13 protein-coding genes are annotated in these 18,347 nt (G+C 57.3%); 11 read left to right on the top strand and 2 right to left on the bottom strand.

Annotated features, from left to right (window positions below; translation table 11 throughout):
• Positions 1 to 4 precede the first annotated feature (4 nt).
• The 11 genes from ACYVJQ_RS15565 (at position 5) to ACYVJQ_RS15615 (ending at position 15,381) form a co-directional block, all read left to right on the top strand.
• On the top strand, positions 5 to 1,894 hold the full coding sequence (locus ACYVJQ_RS15565) for an FAD-dependent oxidoreductase (RefSeq protein ID WP_460894033.1): 1,890 nt from the start codon (positions 5 to 7) through the stop codon (positions 1,892 to 1,894).
• Between the two features lie 133 nt (positions 1,895 to 2,027).
• A complete protein-coding gene (locus ACYVJQ_RS15570; protein ID WP_460894034.1) occupies positions 2,028 to 3,383 on the top strand; it encodes an alpha amylase family protein in 1,356 nt (451 codons plus the stop codon).
• Between the two features lie 247 nt (positions 3,384 to 3,630).
• Positions 3,631 to 5,094: a DUF5009 domain-containing protein gene (locus ACYVJQ_RS15575; RefSeq protein WP_460894035.1), complete on the top strand. Its 1,464-nt coding sequence runs from the start codon at positions 3,631 to 3,633 to the stop codon at positions 5,092 to 5,094.
• Positions 5,095 to 5,153: 59 nt separating this feature from the next.
• Positions 5,154 to 7,034 (top strand): sodium:solute symporter family protein, encoded by a 1,881-nt coding sequence (locus ACYVJQ_RS15580; protein WP_460894036.1) that lies wholly within the window; start codon positions 5,154 to 5,156, stop codon positions 7,032 to 7,034.
• 4 nt (positions 7,035 to 7,038) lie between these two features.
• Complete coding sequence (locus tag ACYVJQ_RS15585) at positions 7,039 to 7,728, top strand: GDSL-type esterase/lipase family protein (protein WP_460894037.1); 690 nt, start codon at positions 7,039 to 7,041, stop codon at positions 7,726 to 7,728.
• A gap of 151 nt (positions 7,729 to 7,879) precedes the next feature.
• Complete coding sequence (locus ACYVJQ_RS15590) at positions 7,880 to 8,584, top strand: GDSL-type esterase/lipase family protein (protein ID WP_460894038.1); 705 nt, start codon at positions 7,880 to 7,882, stop codon at positions 8,582 to 8,584.
• A gap of 36 nt (positions 8,585 to 8,620) precedes the next feature.
• Positions 8,621 to 9,556: a DUF4434 domain-containing protein gene (locus ACYVJQ_RS15595; protein ID WP_460894039.1), complete on the top strand. Its 936-nt coding sequence runs from the start codon at positions 8,621 to 8,623 to the stop codon at positions 9,554 to 9,556.
• Positions 9,557 to 9,567: 11 nt separating this feature from the next.
• Positions 9,568 to 10,761 carry a n-acyl-d-glucosamine 2-epimerase gene (locus ACYVJQ_RS15600; RefSeq protein WP_460894040.1) on the top strand — a complete coding sequence of 398 codons (1,194 nt, stop codon included), beginning with the start codon at positions 9,568 to 9,570 and terminating at the stop codon, positions 10,759 to 10,761.
• Positions 10,762 to 10,910: 149 nt separating this feature from the next.
• A complete protein-coding gene (locus ACYVJQ_RS15605) occupies positions 10,911 to 12,362 on the top strand; it encodes a carbon starvation CstA family protein (protein ID WP_460894041.1) in 1,452 nt (483 codons plus the stop codon).
• A gap of 142 nt (positions 12,363 to 12,504) precedes the next feature.
• The gene (locus tag ACYVJQ_RS15610) at positions 12,505 to 14,397 is read left to right on the top strand and encodes a beta-N-acetylhexosaminidase (protein WP_460894042.1); all 1,893 of its coding nucleotides are present in this window, start codon (positions 12,505 to 12,507) and stop codon (positions 14,395 to 14,397) included.
• Between the two features lie 120 nt (positions 14,398 to 14,517).
• A complete protein-coding gene (locus ACYVJQ_RS15615) occupies positions 14,518 to 15,381 on the top strand; it encodes a hypothetical protein (protein ID WP_460894043.1) in 864 nt (287 codons plus the stop codon).
• Between the two features lie 400 nt (positions 15,382 to 15,781).
• Here the strand turns inward: ACYVJQ_RS15615 and ACYVJQ_RS15620 are convergent, their stop codons facing one another.
• Positions 15,782 to 16,693, bottom strand: coding sequence for a DUF5017 domain-containing protein (locus ACYVJQ_RS15620; protein ID WP_460894044.1), 912 nt, complete (start codon positions 16,691 to 16,693; stop codon positions 15,782 to 15,784).
• Between the two features lie 19 nt (positions 16,694 to 16,712).
• A complete protein-coding gene (locus ACYVJQ_RS15625) occupies positions 16,713 to 18,338 on the bottom strand; it encodes a RagB/SusD family nutrient uptake outer membrane protein (RefSeq protein WP_460894045.1) in 1,626 nt (541 codons plus the stop codon).
• Positions 18,339 to 18,347: the final 9 nt, after the last annotated feature.

The raw sequence follows: 18,347 nt of genomic DNA on the forward strand, positions 1-18,347 counted from the left end.
CCTTATGCGTCACGTATTCTCTTTTTTCATTATCCTTTTTCTGAGTGCAGGGGCCGGAGCCTTCCAAGGCCAGGCGCAAACTGTTAAAACCGACCTTTTGATTATAGGCGGCGGCGCCAGCGGTACCACGGCTGGCGTGCAGGCGGCCCGCATGGGCACCAAGGTGCTCATCATTGAGGAAACCGAGTGGCTGGGCGGTATGCTCACCTCGGCCGGGGTTTCGGCCATTGACGGAAATCACCAGATGCCCTCAGGGTTGTGGGGCGAGTTCCGCCAGAAACTCTATAACTACTACGGCGGTCCGGCCGCGGTGGAGACCGGTTGGGTAAGCAACACCTTGTTTGAACCCAGCATCGGGAACCGCATGCTCAAGGAACTGGCCCAGGAAAAGAACCTAACCATTTGGTACACTACCGCCTGGCAAGACCTGCAGAAACACGGCGAGGGCTGGAAGGTGACCGTGAAGAAAGGAAAGAAGAAACAGGTTATTGAAGCCCGCCTGGTGATAGACGCCACCGAGCTGGGAGACGTGATGGCCAAGGCCGGCGCCAAATATGATATAGGCATGGACAGCCGCTCTGAAACCGGCGAGGCCTATGCCCCTGAGAAAGCCAACGACATTGTGCAGGACCTTACCTACGTGGTGGTGCTCAAGGACTACGGAAAAGGTACTGATAAAACCATTAAGAAGCCGGCCGGCTATAACCCCAAGGAGTTTGACTGCGCCTGTGACGTGTCTGACCCCGCGGCCGACGGAGGGCCTAACAAAGACTGCCTCCAGATGATTGGCTACGGCAAGTTGCCCAATGACAAGTACATGATTAACTGGCCCAAGTGCGGCAATGATATCTACATGAACATCATTGAGAAAACCCCCGCCCAACGCACCGAGGCCCTGAAGGAAGCCAAACTACATACCCTGCGCTTCCTGTATTACCTGCAGACCGAGCTCGGGTTCAAGAGCTTCGGGATTGCCCAGGACGAGTTCCCCACCGCCGATAAGCTGCCTATGATTCCTTACCACCGTGAGTCCAGACGGGTGAAGGGACTGGCCCGGTTTGCGCTGCAGCACGTGGCCCAGCCCTTTGACCAGAAAGAGGCCTACTACCGCACAGGCGTTGCCGTGGGCGATTATACCATTGACCACCATCACCTGAAAAACCCGGCAGCGCCTAACATTGACTTCGTTAAAATCAAGGTGCCTTCCTACAACGTGCCGCTAGGCTCCCTCATCCCGCAGGGGGTAGACGGGCTTATCGTGGCCGAGAAAAGCATTGGGGTGACCAACATCGTGAACGGCGCCACCCGCCTTCAGCCAGTGGTGCTGGGGATTGGGCAGGCGGCCGGCGCGCTGGCCGCGGTCTCGCTCAAGAACAAGGTGCAGCCGCGCGAGGTGCGCATTAGAGAGGTGCAGCAGGCCCTGCTGGACTCCAAAGCCTACCTCATGCCTTACATTGACGTGAAGCCGCAGGATCCGCATTTTGCCGCCCTGCAACGCATCGGGTCCACCGGTATCCTGAAAGGGACGGGGCTGGCCTACAAGTGGGCCAACCAGACCTGGTTCTACCCAGAGCGCCCCATCAGCGAGTATGAGCTGGTGACCGGCCTAAGGACCTATTACCCTGAGCCATTGAAAACGTTCCAGGCCTCGGGCGCCAACCTGACTTTGAAAGCCCTGGTGGAAATGCTGGGCACCGTGAGCCCTGCCGTGACCTACGAGAAGGTAGTGGCCCAGTGGGCTGCCTTAGGCCTGAAAGCCACCGCTGCCCCAGAGACTGAACTGAACCGGCGGCAGGCCGCGGTAATCGTGGACAAGTTCCTGAATCCGTTCAGCCTGCCGGTAGATTTCAACGGGCAGGTGCAGGCGCAGGGAGTTTCCCTGAAGACCGAGTAGAAGCTGAAGACCAATATTACCTGAAAAAGGAAAGGGCCGCGTTTTGGGCCCGTTTTCCCGAAAACAGGCCCAAAACAGGAATGCTGACCTCTGGGCCAACGCCCGGTCACCGCTTGCTTAGTTATTGATGAGTATGATGAAAAAATATTTCCCCTTTGCTTTTTCCCTGCTGCTGCTGGCCGGCAGCTGCGGTTCCCCCCAGACCGCATCCACGCCTTCGGCCCCGGCCGTGAAGGGCATGAAAGGCCGCAACCTGCTGTATTTTGACGCCACGGCCAACTTCAAGCGGTTCTCCTTCCAGGATTCCATCAAATACTACCTGGCCAAATCCAAAGACGCTGGCGTGACCGATGTGGTGGTGGACGTGAAGCCTATCTCCGGCGAGGTGCTCTTTCCCAGCAAGATTGCGCCGGTCATGAACGAGTGGGCCGGGTTCACCAAAACCGAGAAGTTTGACCTGCTCACCGCCTTCATTGACGAGGCGCACAAGCTGGGCATGACCGTGCACGCCTCCACCAACATCTTCGTGGCGGGCCATAACCACTTCAGCCGCGGCCCCGTGTTCACAGACCCTTCCAAGAAACCCTGGGCCTCGCTCAACTACACGTCTGAGGGCATGAAGCCCATCACCTCGCTCACCCACAAGTACTCGGCCATGGTGAACCCGGCCCTGCCCGAGGTGCAGAAATATGAGATGTCCATCCTGAAGGAGCTCGTCAGCAAGTACCCCAAGCTGGACGGCATCATCCTGGACCGCGTGCGCTATGACGGCATAGAGGCCGATTTCTCAGATGCCTCCCGTAAGCTGTTTGAGAAGCACCTGGGCAAACCTGTGGCCAATTTCCCCGCTGATATCTACACCTACTCCAAGGACGCCAAGACCAAGGACGGCAAGCCTGAGCGCGTGCCCGGGCCGCTCTACAAGCAGTGGATTGAGTGGCGCGCCAAGGTAATTCATGACTTCATCTACGAGGCCCGCGCCGAGCTGAAGAAAATCAACCCCAAACTCATCTTCGGGGACTACACCGGCTCCTGGTACCCTACTTACTATGAGGTAGGCGTGAACTGGGCTAGCAAGGAATATGACCCGTCACAGACCTACAGTTGGGCCACGCCCAACTACAAGAATTTCGGCTACGCCGAGGCCCTGGACCTCTACACCACCGGCAGCTACTACTTTGAGGTAGAGAAGAAAGAGGCCCAAAACATCAACGTGTCCACCGTGAACCGCTCAGAGGCGGGCCAGGGCAAAGGCACCGAGGACTGGTACACCGTGGAGGGCTCCGCCGAGATGGCCATGAACATTGTCAAGGGCAAGACCCCCGTGTACGCCGGCCTGTACGTGGACCAGTACAAAGGCCACCCCGAGCAGTTTGTGAAAGCCCTGAAAATGTGCCGCGCCAAATCTGATGGGGCCATGGTCTTTGACATTGTGCACGTCATCAACGAGGGCTGGTGGAAAGAACTGAAACGCGGCCTCACCGAATAGAATATCTGTTTTAGGCCTGTTTTTACAAAAACAGGCCTAAAACGGCAACGGCTCTGGCTGTTGCCACCTCATTAATTGCTACTCCTGCCAAGAGCTACTGGCCAACAACGGGCGCTTCCACACAGCGCCATGTTAGCCAGGGCCGGGCAGGAGGGCAATTAAAATAAAAAAGCATCTACTATAAGTAAATACCAAAAGTAACCAGTAGCCTACCAGATCCAAGACCAACGCCTTAACCAACGCAGCCATGGCCCTACTTGCCACCCCCGCCGTAAAATCACCACTGGTAGCTGAAGCTCCCCTCGTCGCCAGTCGGCCGGTGGCAGCGCGCGCGCTAGGGATTGATGCGTTGCGCGGCCTGGCCATCATTGGCATGGTGTTCTCCGGGGTGTTTCCGCATGAGCTGCCCTGGCCGGGCTGGATGTTCCACGCGCAGGTAGGCCCGCCGGCTTTCACCTATACGCCCGAGGTGCCCGGCATTACGTGGGTAGACCTGGTGTTCCCGTTCTTTTTGTTCTCCATGGGCGCGGCGTTCCCGCTGGCCATGGGCAAAAAACTGGACCAGGGGCAGGGACGCGAGGTGTTCCTGAACGTGCTTAAGCGTGGAGCGCTGCTGCTGTTCTTTGCCATTATCATCCGGCATCTGAGCTGGTTTGGCTTGCAGGGGCCGGCCTGGGTGAACCAATTGACCTCCCTGCTTACTTTCGGGTGCTTTTTCCTGGTGTTCATGCGGTTCCCGAAGATGGGCAGCGGCCAGGCCACCGGCCTCAAACTGGCCGGCTTTGGCCTTATCGCCGCCCTGCTGTGGGCGCACGTCACTTTCACCGATTTTACTTTTGACCATACCCGCAACGACATCATCATTGTGGTGCTGGCCAACATGGCCGTGTTCGGGTCGCTTATCTGGGTGCTGACCCGCCACAACCTGCTGCTACGCATGGGCGCGCTGGCCTTCTTTGCCGCCATCCGGCTTACGCACGATATTGAAGGCAGCTGGACCAGCGCCATCTGGGATTTTCACCCGTCAGTGAAGTGGATGTACCAGTTCATGTTCCTCAAATACCTGTGCATTGTGCTGCCCGGCTCGGTGCTGGGCGATTTGCTGGTGAAGTACCGCAGCACGGCGGCTTCTTCTGAAAAAGGCGTCTCCAAGGGCCTGCTGGCGGTGGTTTGCTTCGCCTTTATCCTGGGGAACCTCTATGGCCTCTACACCCGCCAGCTAGGATTGACGCTGGCCCTGGATGCGGCCTTAAGTGCGGCTGGCCTGTGGCTGCTGCGCAAACCGGCCAATGTGCAGGAACAGCTGTTCCAAAAGCTCTTCGGCTGGGGCGTGTTCTTCCTGTTTCTGGGCCTCACCTTTGAACCCTATGAGGGTGGCATCAAGAAAGACCCGTCTTCGTACAGCTTCTGGTTTCTGACCAGCGGCCTGGCATTTTTCGCCTATATTCTCTGCGAGGTGCTCTCGCAGTCCCTCCACCGTAACCTGCTCTGGAAATCCATTATCCAATCGGGCCAAAACCCCATGGTGGCCTACGTGGCTGCGGCGTTCCTAGTGTCTCCGTTGCTGGCGCTCACCCACCTTTCTGAAGGGCTGGAAGCGCTGCGCGAAGCCAACGTGTACCTGGGTGTGGTGAAGACCTTTGTGATTACCGGCGCCGTGGTGGCCGTGACGGCTTTCACCACCCGCAAAGGCTGGTTCTGGCGCACCTAGCTATTCCTTGAAAACTGACAAACCAAACAAATAAACAAACCGCCCAACATTAGAATAGAATGAATTTAAGTGTACTAGATATTGCCATCATCTTTGCTTACATCGTGGGCATCTTGGGCGTAGGGTTCTACATCTCCAAAAAGGCCTCTACTGACATGCAGAGCTACTTTCTGGGCGGCAACACCATGAAGTGGTACTACCTGGGGCTGAGCAATGCTTCGGGTATGTTTGACGTCTCGGGCACCATGTGGACCGTGATGATTCTGTTTGTCTACGGCCTCAAAAGCGCCTGGATTCCCTGGCTCTGGCCGGTCTGGAACCAGGTGTTCGTGTTCGTGTTTTTGGCCATCTGGATGCGCCGCTCCAAGGTGATGACCGGCGCGCAGTGGATTACCTTCCGCTTCGGGGACGGCAAGGGTGCCAAGCTTTCGCACATCATCATCGTGGCCTTTGCCGTGATTAGCGTGCTGGGGTTCATTGCCTACTTTTTTGAAGGCATCGGTAAACTCTGCGTCATCATCCTGCCCTGGGACATGAGCTTCATGCTGGGCGAGTGGTTTGTTTCTTCGGAGCGTTCGTACGCCTTGATTATCTGCGCCATCACCACCCTCTACACCGTGAAAGGCGGCATGTACAGCGTGGTGGCCACCGAGATTCTGCAGTTCATCATCATGACCATCTCGTGCTTCGTGATTGGCTACGTGGCCTACACCTCGGTGAGCGCCGAGCAAATCAACGCGGCCATTCCGGCCGGCTGGAAGGACCTCACCTTTGGCTGGAACCTGGACCTGGACTGGAGCAATACGCCGTTCCCATCGGTGAACCAGAAACTGGCCACCGATGGCTTTGACCTCTTCGGGCTCCTGTTCATGATGATGTTGTTCAAGGGAATCTTCGCCTCTATTGCTGGTCCTGTGCCGTCTTATGACATGCAGCGCGTGCTTTCGGCCCGTACGCCCTCAGAGGCCGCCAAAATGAGCTTCACCACTATTTGGGTCATGTACATTCCACGCTATTTGATGGTGGCTGGGTTTGCGGTGCTGGCGCTGGTGTACCTGGTGCCCGAACTCAACGGCATGGGTGCCAACATGGACTTTGAAAAAATCCTGCCCTTCGCCATCAACAAGTTCGTGCCCGACGGATTCCGGGGCTTGCTTTTGGCGGGTCTGCTGGCCGCCTTCATGGGTACCTTCTCGGCCTTCGTGAACTCGGCCCCGGCCTATATTGTGAATGACATCTACCGCAAATACATCAACCCCAACGCCAGTGATAAAAAGTACGTGCGCCTGAGCATCATCTCCTCTATTGTGCTGGTGATGGTGGGCATTGTGTTCGGTTTCAACGCCGGGTCTCTGAACAAACTCACGCTTTGGATTACCTCTGCGCTGTACGGCGGCTACGTGGCGGCTAACCTACTTAAGTGGGTGTGGTGGCGCTTTACGGGCTACGGCTACTTCTACGGCATGCTCTTCGGGTTGATTGCCTCTACCATCAAGCTGTTCGTGTTCCCCGAGATTGTGGACATCTACGTGTTCCCTGTCATCTTGCTGTTTTCCCTCATTGGCTGTCTGGTGGGCACCTACATGTCGCCGCTGCCTAACCGCGAGGCCGTGAAGAACTACTACCGTGAGACACGCCCGTGGGGCTTCTGGGGACCTATCAAGCGCGAGGTGATGGCCGAGGACCCAACCTTTGTGCCCAACAGAGAAGGCGGCCGCGATGCTGTGAACATTCTGGTGGGTATTGTCTGGCAGATGTCACAGGTGCTCATTCCTATCTACTTCATGATTAGGGAGAATTACTACACGGCCGCGTGGGTGGTGGTGCTCATTATCACCAGCGTGTTCCTGAAAAAGAACTGGTGGGACAAACTCAAGGAGGCCGATGAGGACTTCGTGAACAAGCCCATGGAAGAAAAGGAACTGGTAAAAGTCAGCTAAGCAGATGAAGAAGATTCTAGCAATGGGCCTGCTTTTGGCGGCCGGGTTTTTCTCTATCCCAGCGCAGGCCCAGCAGGAGCCGGCCAAGATAGACAGTAGCTACGGCGGCGGCCATTACAACATGCGCCTGGATTTTTACCGCAGCATGCCCAACCAGAAAAAGGAGATTGTGTTCCTGGGCAATAGCATCACCGAGGTGGGGGAGTGGCAGGAGCTGCTTCCGGGCAAACCGGTGGTGAACCGCGGCATTAGCGGCGATGTGGTCTGGGGCGTGCTGGCCCGCCTGGACGAGGTAACGGCCTCCAAACCGGCCAAAATCTTCATCGCCATTGGCGTGAACGACATCAAGCGGGGCGTGCCTACCGCCGCCATTGCTGGTGCCTACCGCCGTATTCTGCAGCGCATTAAACAGGAGAGCCCCAAGACCAAGGTATACGTGCAGAGCGTGCTGCCCGTGAACGAAGGCATGCTGGCCGATATCTACAAGAACATCACCAACGCCCGCATCCAGGACCTCAACACGCAGTTGCAGGCCCTAGCCAAAGAGTACCGCTACACCTACGTCAACATCCACCCGGCCCTGGTAGACGCCACCGGTCAACTGGACAAAAACCTAAGCACCGACGGCCTGCACCTGAAACTGGTGGCCTACACCAAGTGGGTGGAGCAACTCAAGAAGGAAAAAGCGCTATAGCCGTTTTAAGCCTGTTTTTGCGAAAACAGGGCCAAAACGGCAATTGGAAGAAAGGCCCATTGGCCAGGGTGGAAATGCTTTCAGTAACCAACCCTGATTTTAAAAGTGTTTCAGGCCTGTTTTGGGAAAAACGGCCGCAAAACGGAAAAAGATGAAGACAAACTCCAGGCGGTTTAAAATTTTAGGGAGGCTAGGCGCAGCGGCGTTCTGCCTTCTAGGGCCGTTGGGGGTTTTTGGCCAGGCAGCCAAGATTGACAGCAACTATGTCAATCCGCATTTTGAGTTGCGCCAAAAGGAATTCCGGGCGCAGCCTGTTCCTAAGAACGCCATTGTGTTCCTGGGCAACAGCATTACGGCGCGCGGCAACTGGGCCCAACTGCTGCCGGGCCTGCCAGTGGCTAACCGCGGTATTGGCGGCGACATCACGCATGGCGTATTGGCCCGGCTAGACACGATTCTGGCGGCCAAACCCAAGAAGCTTTTCCTGCTCATTGGTATCAACGACTTGTCGCGCCGGTTCCCGGAGGCACTCATCCTGCAGAACTATGAGCGGCTGGTGCGGCGCGTGAAACAGCAGTCGCCCAAAACGAAGCTGTACGTGCAGAGCGTGTTACCGCTGCGCGATGAGATGCTGAAGCCCGATTACCTCAAAGGCCTTAACCCGGCGGTGACCAGCCTGAACACGCAGCTCCAGGCCCTGGCTAAAAAACACAAGCTGCCTTACATCAACCTGCACCCGTTTTTCGCAGATGCCAGCGGCCAACTCAAAAAAGAGTACTCCCTGGACGGCATCCACGTCACGGACAGCGCCTACCCGGTGTGGGTGCAGTACCTGAAAGCAAAGAAATACCTGTAACAAGAACCCGCATCACCCCCCCATTGAAGAGATAAAATGAAAATAACAGGAACCTTTATAGACGAAATCTCCCATGACATTCCGCACCAGAACTGGGGCCGGGAGGAGTGGGACCGCGATTTTGCCTATATGAAAGCCGTGGGCATTGACACGGTCATTATGATAAGAAGCGGCTACCGCCGATTCATCACCTATCCGTCGCAGTACCTGCAGCAGAACTTCGGGTGCTACGCGCCGCCCGTGGACCAGGTGCAGATGTTTTTGGAGCTCGCCGAGAAGCACGGCATGAAATTCTACTTCGGGCTGTATGACAGCGGGCATTACTGGGACACGGGCAACCTGCAGTCTGAGATTGACGCCAACCGCTACGTAATTGACGAGGTCTGGAAACAGTACGGCCACTTCAAGAGCTTCGGGGGCTGGTATCTGAGCATGGAAATCAGCCGCAAGACCAAGGGCGCCACCGAGGCGTTTAGGACCCTGGGCCAGCAGTGCAAAGACGTGAGCGGCGGCCTGCCCACCTTCATCTCGCCCTGGATTGACGGCAAGAAAGCGGTGATGGCGGCCACGTCCCAGCTGTCAAAAGAAGACGCGGTGTCTCTGCGCCAGCACGAGGAGGAGTGGAGCGAGATTTTCTCGGGCCTGCAGGGCTCGGTAGACGCGGTGGCTTTCCAGGATGGGCACATTGACTACCATGAGCTGGAGGATTTCTTCGCCATCAACAAGAAAATGGCCGACACCTTCGGGCTGCAGTGCTGGACCAACGCCGAGAGCTTTGACCGCGACATGCCCATCAAGTTCCTGCCCATCAAGTTTGAGAAACTTCGCCTCAAGCTGGAGGCCGCCCGCAAGGCCGGCTATGACAAGGCCATCACCTTTGAGTTTTCCCATTTCATGAGTCCGCAGAGCGCGTACCTGCAGGCGGGCCACCTTTATAACAGATACAAAGAGTACTTACAGAGTTTACGCTAATCAAATATTATATGAATCACTATTCTACGCTGTACAAGCAGGAGCTGTTGGAGAACGTTATCCCTTTCTGGATGAAACATTCTAAGGATGAGAAACACGGCGGTTTTTTTACTTGTTTAGACCAATTCGGGAAAGTATACGACACAGATAAATTCATCTGGCTGCAAGGCCGCGAGACCTGGATGTTCTCCATGCTCTATGACAAAGTGGAGCAGCGGCCCGAGTGGCTGGACATGGCCGTGCACGGCGCCGATTTCCTCAAGAAACACGGCCGTGACACCGAGGGCAACTTCTATTTCTCCCTCACCCAGAGCGGCCAGCCGCTGGTGCAACCCTATAACATTTTCTCAGACTGCTTTGCGGCCATGGGCTTTGGCGCCCTCTACAAGGTAAAGCCCGAGGACGAGTACGCCGATATCGCGCGTAAGACCTTCCAGAACATTCTGGACCGCCGCGAGAACCCCAAGGGCAAGTACAGCAAGGCCTACCCCGGCACCCGCAACCTGCGCAACTTCTCCCTGCCCATGATTCTGAGCAACCTCTCCCTGGAGATGGAGCACCTGCTGGACAAGAGCCTGATTGAGTCGCTGAGCCAGGAAATCATCCATGAGGTGATGAACGTGTTCTACCATGAGGAGAGCGGCCTTATCCTGGAGAATGTCTACCAGGACGGCTCCTTCGCCGACTGCTACGAGGGCCGCGTCATCAACCCCGGCCACATCATTGAGGCCATGTGGTTTATCATGGACCTGGCCCTGCGCCAAGGTGATAAGGCCCTGGTGAACAAGACCATTGAGATTGCCCTCAACGCCCTGGACTACGGCTGGGACCAGGAGTTTGGTGGCCTGTTCTACTTCAAGGACATCAAAGGCCACCCGCTGCAGCAGCTGGAGTGGGACCAGAAGCTTTGGTGGCCGCACGTGGAGGCCCTGGTGTGCATGGCCAAGGCCTACGCCGCCACCGGCGATGAGCGCTGCAAAAACTGGTTTGACAAACTGCATGACTACACCTGGAACAGTTTCCGGGATGAGCAATACGGCGAGTGGTTCGGGTACCTGAACCGCCGCAACGAGGTGCTGCTTCCTTTAAAAGGCGGCAAGTGGAAAGGCTGTTTCCATATTCCGCGCGGCCTCTACCAAGTCTACAAAACGCTGGAGAACGCCCCGGTTGGCGTAACCCCCGAAATTACCCTATCTTCCCGGTAGGCCAGGACGCCGGCGCCCGTTCCCTTTCTGCGGGGCGGCCGCCGGTGTTTCTTTTTCCTGCTTTCCGTTTTAAGGCCGTTTTGGCCAAAACAGGCCCAAAACAGCCACCCTGCCGCGCCCCTTACTCCCAAACCTAACCAACAACCTGTATGATTTCGTTTTTCGTAGCTGTGCTGGCCCTTCTTGTGGGGTACTGGCTGTACTCCAGAGTAGTGGAGCGTATCTTCGGCATGGACCCAGACCGGCCTACGCCCGCCATCACCATGGAAGACGGGGTAGACTATGTGGCCCTGCCGCAGTGGAAAATCTTCCTCATCCAGTTCCTTAACATCGCCGGCCTGGGGCCCATCTTTGGGGCGGTGGCCGGGGCCATGTGGGGACCTTCCGCGTTCGTCTGGATTGTGCTGGGCTCTATCTTCGCCGGCGGCGTGCATGACTATTTCTCGGGCATGCTGTCTTTGCGGCACGGGGGCGAGAGCATCACCGAGACCACGGGCCGCTACCTGGGCAACGGCATGAAGCAGTTCATGCGGGTATTCACCATCATCCTTATGGTTATGCTGGGCGCGGTGTTCATCATGGGCCCGGCCAAAATCCTGGATGATATTTTCAACGGCGCCGGCGGCGGGGTAACCATGTGGGTCTGGGTTATCTTCATCTACTATTTCCTGTCCACCATTTTGCCCATTGACCAGATTATCGGGCGGCTCTACCCTTTGTTTGGGGTGGCCATGCTGTTCATGGCGGTGGGTATTTCCTTTATCATGTTCCAGGACGGCTTGCACGTGCCGGAAGTCACGTTTGACAGCCTCTACAACCAGCACAGCAGCCCAGAGAAATTCCCACTGTTCCCCATGCTGTTTGTGACGGTGGCCTGCGGGGCCATCTCGGGGTTTCATGCCTCGCAATCGCCGTTGATGGCGAGGTGCATGACCAATGAACGGCAGGGCCGAAGCATCTTCTACGGCGCCATGATTACCGAAGGCGTGGTGGCTCTTATCTGGGCGGCCATTAGCATGAGTTTCTTTGGCGGCGTGCGCGAACTCAACGAGACCATGGCGCTGCAGAACGGCAACGCGGCCTGGGTGGTAAGCAAGATTTCCAATTCCCTGCTGGGCGAAGTAGGCGGCGTGCTGGCTTTGCTAGGCGTGGTGGCGGCGCCCATCACCTCGGGTGACACCGCCTTTAGGAGCGCCCGCCTCATCATCGCTGATTTCATGAAGTCTGACCAGGGGCCTTTCAAGAACCGCATCCTCATCAGCGTCCCATTATTTGCCGCCGGCTACGCCCTTACCTTAATTGATTTTGGGGTGGTGTGGCGCTATTTCGCCTGGACGAACCAGTCCCTGGCCACGGTGGTGCTGTGGGTGGTGACGGCCTACCTCATTCAGGAGAAAAAGCAATATTGGGTGACGCTGGTGCCGGCCGTGTTCATGACCGCCGTGGCTACCTCCTACATCCTGGTGGCCCCCGAAGGGTTCCAACTGCCCGTTGAAGTGGCCTACGCCGTTGGGTTCTCGGTGGCGCTGGCGCTGCTGGCCTTCACGCTGGTGAAGGTGGCTAAAGGCAAGCGGACCCCGGCCGTGCAACTGGTCAAATAAGAACATTTGGTGGGCTGTTTCCCGTTTCGGGGCCGTTTTTCTGAAAACGGCCCCGAAACGGAGCGGCCGCTTATCTTATATTTTCCGCCGTCCTTCCCTCTCTGTCGGGTCTCTTTAGAAGGCCTGGTTACTCCCCCTGCGTATGAAAAGGTCCTTGTTTGTAGTCTGTTTTTGGTTGGTGCTCTGGCTGCCGCTGGCGGCCCAGGAGAAAGCCAGGCCGCGTATTGCGCTTATCCCGGAGCCCGTGTCCTGGCAGGCCAAAACGGGCACTTTCAGGGTTACTTCCAAGACCGTGGTGGAGGTGGCCGCCCGGGATGCCGCCCATATAGGCGTGGCCCGGCTGCTGGCCCAGCGCCTGCGGGTGCCTACCGGCTACCCCGTGCCGGTGGTGAAAACCAAGGGCAACGCCGGGGCCATCCGTCTGGCTTTGAACGCTAGGCCCGTGGCCCGGTTGGGCCAGGAAGGGTACACCCTGGAGGTGAGCCCGCAGCAGGTGCTCATCACCGCCAACGCCCCCGCCGGGTGGTTCTACGCCATCCAGACATTCATGCAACTGCTGCCCCCTGCGGCGGAAAGCGTGAAGAAAGTGCCGGGCACCGCCTGGGCAGTGCCGGCGATACGCGTGGAGGATTACCCGCGGTTTGCCTGGCGGGGCCTCATGGTGGACGTCAGCCGCCATTTCTTCCCCAAAGAGGTCATCAAATCTTACCTGGACCAGATGGCCCGGTACAAACTCAATACCTTCCACTGGCACCTCACCGATAACCAGGGTTGGCGCATGGAAATCAAGAGCCTGCCCAAACTCACCGAGGTTGGCGCCTGGCGGGTGCCGCGCACCGGCTACTGGAAAGGCTTCCCTGCCCCCGAACCCGGCGAGGCCGCCACCGACGGCGGCTTTTACTCGCAGGAAGACATCAAAGAAATCATTGCCTACGCCGCCGAGCGGTTCGTGACCATTGTGCCTGAGGTGGACGTGCCGGGCCACAGCCTCGCGCTCATCGCGGCGTATCCCCATCTGTCCTGTACCCAGACGCCCCAGCAGGTGCTGGCCGGCGACCCCTGGAACCCCAAACGCACCAACGTGCTCTGCATCGGCAACGATTCTACCTTCACCGAGCTGGAAAAGGTGTTCACAGAGCTGGCCCAGCTCTTCCCTGGCGAGTACCTGCACATGGGCGGCGACGAGGTGACCCGCACCTACTGGGACAACTGTGCCAAATGCCAGAAGCGCATCCAGGACGAGGGCCTCAAAAACGCGGAGGAGCTGCAGACTTATTTCCTGAAACGCATGGCCCGCATTATTGAAGGCAAAGGCAAGAAAGTGATGGGCTGGTACGAGAAGCTGGAAGGCGGCCTGGCCTCCAACCTGGCCGTGATGAGCTGGAAAGACATGAAAGGCGGCATTCTCGCCTCCAATCTGGGCCACAAGGTGGTCATGACCCCCGCCTTCAACACCTACCTGGATTTTTACCAGGGCGACCCTTTCCTAGAGAACGGCCCTTTCACCGTGACCCGCCTTTCGGCCACCTACAATTTTGACCCGCTGCCCGCCGAGGCCAACCCGGCCAACGTGCTGGGCGGGCAGGGCAGCCTCTGGACCGAGCAGGTGGCCCATGAGCGCAAACTCCAGTTCATGACCTGGCCCCGCGGCTTATCATTGGCCGAGGTTTTCTGGACGCCCCAGGCTAAGCGCGAATGGGACGCCTTCGTGCCACGCCTGGAGGCCCATCTGCCCCGGCTGGAGGCTGCCCACGTGAACTACGCCACCCATTTCTACGAGCCCATCATCTCAGCGGTGAAAGACAGCGCCGGCGTCATGAAAGTGGTGCTGTCCTCTGAGGTAAAAGGCGTGGAAATGTACTACACCTTTGACGACTCCAACCCAGACAAGTTCTACCCCAAGTACCAGGGCAAACCGCTGGACGTGCCCAAAGGGGCTCACCATATCCGGGCCATCAGTTACCGGCACGGAAAAACCGTGGGCCGCGAAATCAACCTGCCTCTCACTGAGGTGGAGAAACGGGTGAAGAAATAGAGCGGTTTGCGTTTTGGGCCTGTTATTGGGAAAACGGGCCCAAAACAAGAATTCGTCCCTGCTCTATGGTCCGGGAAGCCAACCCGTCTGCAGTAATTATTTATCTATCCTTATACCACCATGCGTAAGCGTTTTCTATCTCTCCAAACGGCGGCCCTGGGCCTGGCCGTGCTCTCTTTCCTGGGCTGCAAAAGCACCACTTCCTCCACGGCGTCTAACGGCGGAGCCAAGGACCAGAAGATTGCCGGCGAAGTGCCGCCGGCCGCCTCTATTCCTTGTTTCCCGGGAGCCTATTACCGCAAGGTGGTGAGCAGCTTTGACACCTGGACGGGCATTACCGGCGTAGCGGTCCTGGGCCACCCCACCACCGACCCCAACCGCCTGGATGACCGCAGAAACAACCTTCCCCTGGACAACTTCTCCATCTACATGGGCGGCAACGCCGGCGGGCACTATGAGGTGGACGCGGGCATGACCTGGACCTTCTCCGTGGACAAATCCACCGGCAAGACTAGCGCCCAGCGCATTGCCTGGCGCCCCTTCTGGCGCACCAAGGTCTGGAACAACCCGCCCAACGTGGAGCAGTATACCTGGTACCCCGGAGACACCATCCAGATGTCGGTGGTAATGGTGGCGCCCCAGAAACTGCGCATGGTCATTGCCGATGCCGGAAAACACCCCAAGAAACGCTTCGAGGTGGATTTTGAGGCCGAAGGCTTCACCCCCGAGACCGCGCGCCAGTTTAAGCGCGTGAACGCCATTGACCAAGTACGCAACGAAGGCAAGCCCGTGCAGCCCACCACCGCGCACGTGAAAGGCTCTGAGTGGCTCTACACCACCCTGCACCGCGGCGACCTGCAAGTGCCCATGCACCCCGGCCGCTTCACCGACATGCGCTGCGACAACGCCCAACACATTGTGGTCACTGCCACGGCCAACGCCAAACGGGGCGGCGAGAAGATTGACATTGTAGGCAAGAAGTAAACCTTTATAGCTGAAAGGAGACGGCCGCCGGTCCTGGTAAATTGCCAGGGCCGGCGGCCGTCTGTTTTAGGCCCGTTTTCCGGAAAACAGGCTTAAAACGCCCGACTTTCAGGGGAGGCTTTTATTGTCCTCTCTTTCCAGGTTCAACGAGTGGCTAGTCCGGGGCCTGCGCGGTGTCTTGTGATAAACCTGGTTTGGGCCGGATTTCCCGAAAACGGGCTTAAAACTGTAGCTCCCTTGGATGAAGAAAAAGAGCTGGCACAGATGCGCGGGAGGTGAAGCTCCGCACCCGATGGGTGGCAAAGAGTTTCAGCCCAAGCTTATATGGGCCATGACAAAAAAAGCCCGGCCATCCTGTAAATAGGATACCCGGGCTTTTACCGTGTGGTGGAGTAGTTTTCTATCTGCCGGTCACTACCACTTTTACCTCTTTTACCACGGTTTTCTGGCCGGAGATGGTGGCGTTGGAAGCCACAAAGGTGGCGGTATATTCGCCGGGGGTGGTGTAGGCATATTTAAAGGAAGGCTTGCTCAGGGAGTATTCCTTGATAGGCGTTCCCCGGTCTGGGCTAACCTTGTTAGGGTTCAAGGCCTTGGAGATAGCCCATTCCTCTGAGGCCTCCAGGGTGGAAGCCGGGTTGAAGTACACCAGCGTGGAGGTGTAGACCCATTTGCTGGCCGGGTTGGTGAAGTCCACGCTGGTCCAGCCGGTAGACACCAGGTTGGCGACGCTGGAGCTGGTACCATTCGGGAAGGAGTTGGACAGGTCAAACGTGTACAGGCGCCAGGTTCTTTGCGTAGGGGTGGTGCCCGGCGGCTTTTCGCCCACGTACCGGAAGGCGAAGAAGATAGGCTTGCCCGGCGCCAACAGGCCCGTGACGTCCACCTTGCCAGATTTGGTGCGGGTACCCAGCGCGCCGGCTGCGGCGGTGGCAAAGGTAAAGCGGCTGCTGATGTCCTGCCAGGTGGCTTTGGAAACCTCTTCCGGGGTGTAAATGCCTGAGAAGTCAGTGGAGGCCATGAGCCGGAGGTTGTTGGTCTGGCTGCCGTAGAGCACCTGGCTTTCAAATTCCAGTTCCAGTTTGCCACCAATGAGTTCGGTGCGCTCGCGGTTCTGGTATTCCTTTCCGGTTTGGCCCGAGTAAAAGGTGATCACATCTGGATTGCCGTCTAACTGGAACGCAACAGAGTCGCCTACGGCGTAGGTGGGCTTGTCTGTCGTCACGTGAAAGGCGGGGGCCTCTACATTGTCATCCAGGCAGGAAAACAAAAAGCCAGACAAGAGCAGCGGGAGAAGATATTTTGATTTCATATTCTAGATCTTAATAGAATTACCAACCCGGGTTGTTTCTGGTGATGGCGCTGTTCAAGGTAGTCTCTGCCAGCGGAATAGGCAGCAACAGGTGGCGTTCCGTGGTATTGAGGGCGGCCTTGGCGGCGTAGGCATAGTCTGCGGGCGCGGTTTGAGTGATGCGGCTTTTCAAGTCATTCATCACCACCAGGTATTCGCCCCACCGGATCAGGTCAAACTTCCGCAGGCCTTCAGAGAAAAGTTCGCGGCTTCGCTCCTCCTGCACGGCAATCCTGAAGTCATCTTTATCCAGGCCGGTCACGTCATATTCACTGGGGTTGGTGGCGCCCGGAAGCAGTTTGCCAAAGGCCCGGCGCCGTACCTGGTTGAGGGGTTCAAAGGCGCTGGCAGGGCCGTTCAGTTCATTCTCCGCCTCGGCAATCATGAGCAGCACATCTGCATAGCGCAGCACCGGGAAGTTGGCGGGAGTGGTGTTTTGGGCCTTCGGCAGCGCCACTTCATATTCCCGGCGCCATTTGGCATTCTTACGGTTGTAAATCTGGGTGGAAGTATAGGAGCGCTTACCGCCGGGTGCGGTGGTTTGATAGTACCACGGGGAGATGTTCCAGTCGCGGCGGGTATCTGGCGAGGTAGAGATTTTGAGCGTGCCCACCGGAGCGCCAGTGGTACTGAGGCTGTCACGCAGCACAGCCGGTTGGTACAGGCTGAACTGCTTTTCCAGTACGTTCACCACGGCATAGCTGTAGCCTATGTCCAGGCTGGTGCTGGAGATACCGTTGGTGGCCCCCAGGTTACCTTCCTCAAAAGTTAAGTTGCCTGCCTTGTTGAATTCCACCTCCCAGATAGATTCCTGTTTGTCATAGATGTCTTTGGAATGGTTGATGAAGATCTGCGCGTAGCTGGGGTTGAGCGAATGGAAACCACTTGCTTTTACTTTCAAGGCCCATTTGAGGGCGTCTGCGTATTTGCTCTTGTCATTGAGGGGGGCACCGGCCATTTTCAGGTAGACCCGGGCCAGAATGCCTTGCACGGTAGATTTGGTTACCCGGCTATTGTAGGCGTACGCCGAAATAGGGTTGACCAGCGCCTCTGCCTCTTCCATTTCCTTTACCAGAAACGAGTAAATCTGCGCGGCCGGCGTTCTGGGCACGTTCACGTCATTTACAGACTTGGTGGGCTCCAGGCGCAGGGGCACATCACCCCAGTAGTTCACCAGCAGGAAGTAGTAGTATGCGCGCAGGAATTTGGCTTCGCCCCGGGCTACCTCTTTTTTAGCAGGGTCCATGTCGGCTTTGTCTATGTTGGCCAGCACCACGTTGGCGCGGTCAATGCCCTGGTACAGGTTAGACCATAACGCTGACAGCTTGGGGTCTGAGGCATCAAAGTTGTGGAAAGACAGGTCTATGTTGGCGTAAGACCGGAAGTCAAAAAACTGATCAGCTACGTCCAGCTCAAACCAGATGGTGCGGCTGTAGGCTTTGCCCAGAATATCATAAACCCCGGTAAGGGCGGTGTTGATATCACTCTCGGTTTTGAAGTAGTTGGCCGGGCTTACAAAGTCTGTGGGGGTAGTGTCCAGGAAATCATCACAGGACATGACGCCTGCTGAGAGGGCCAGGAGGGCGGTATATACAAATTTTCTCATGATGCTGTC

Source organism: Rufibacter soli (assembly GCF_054781795.1).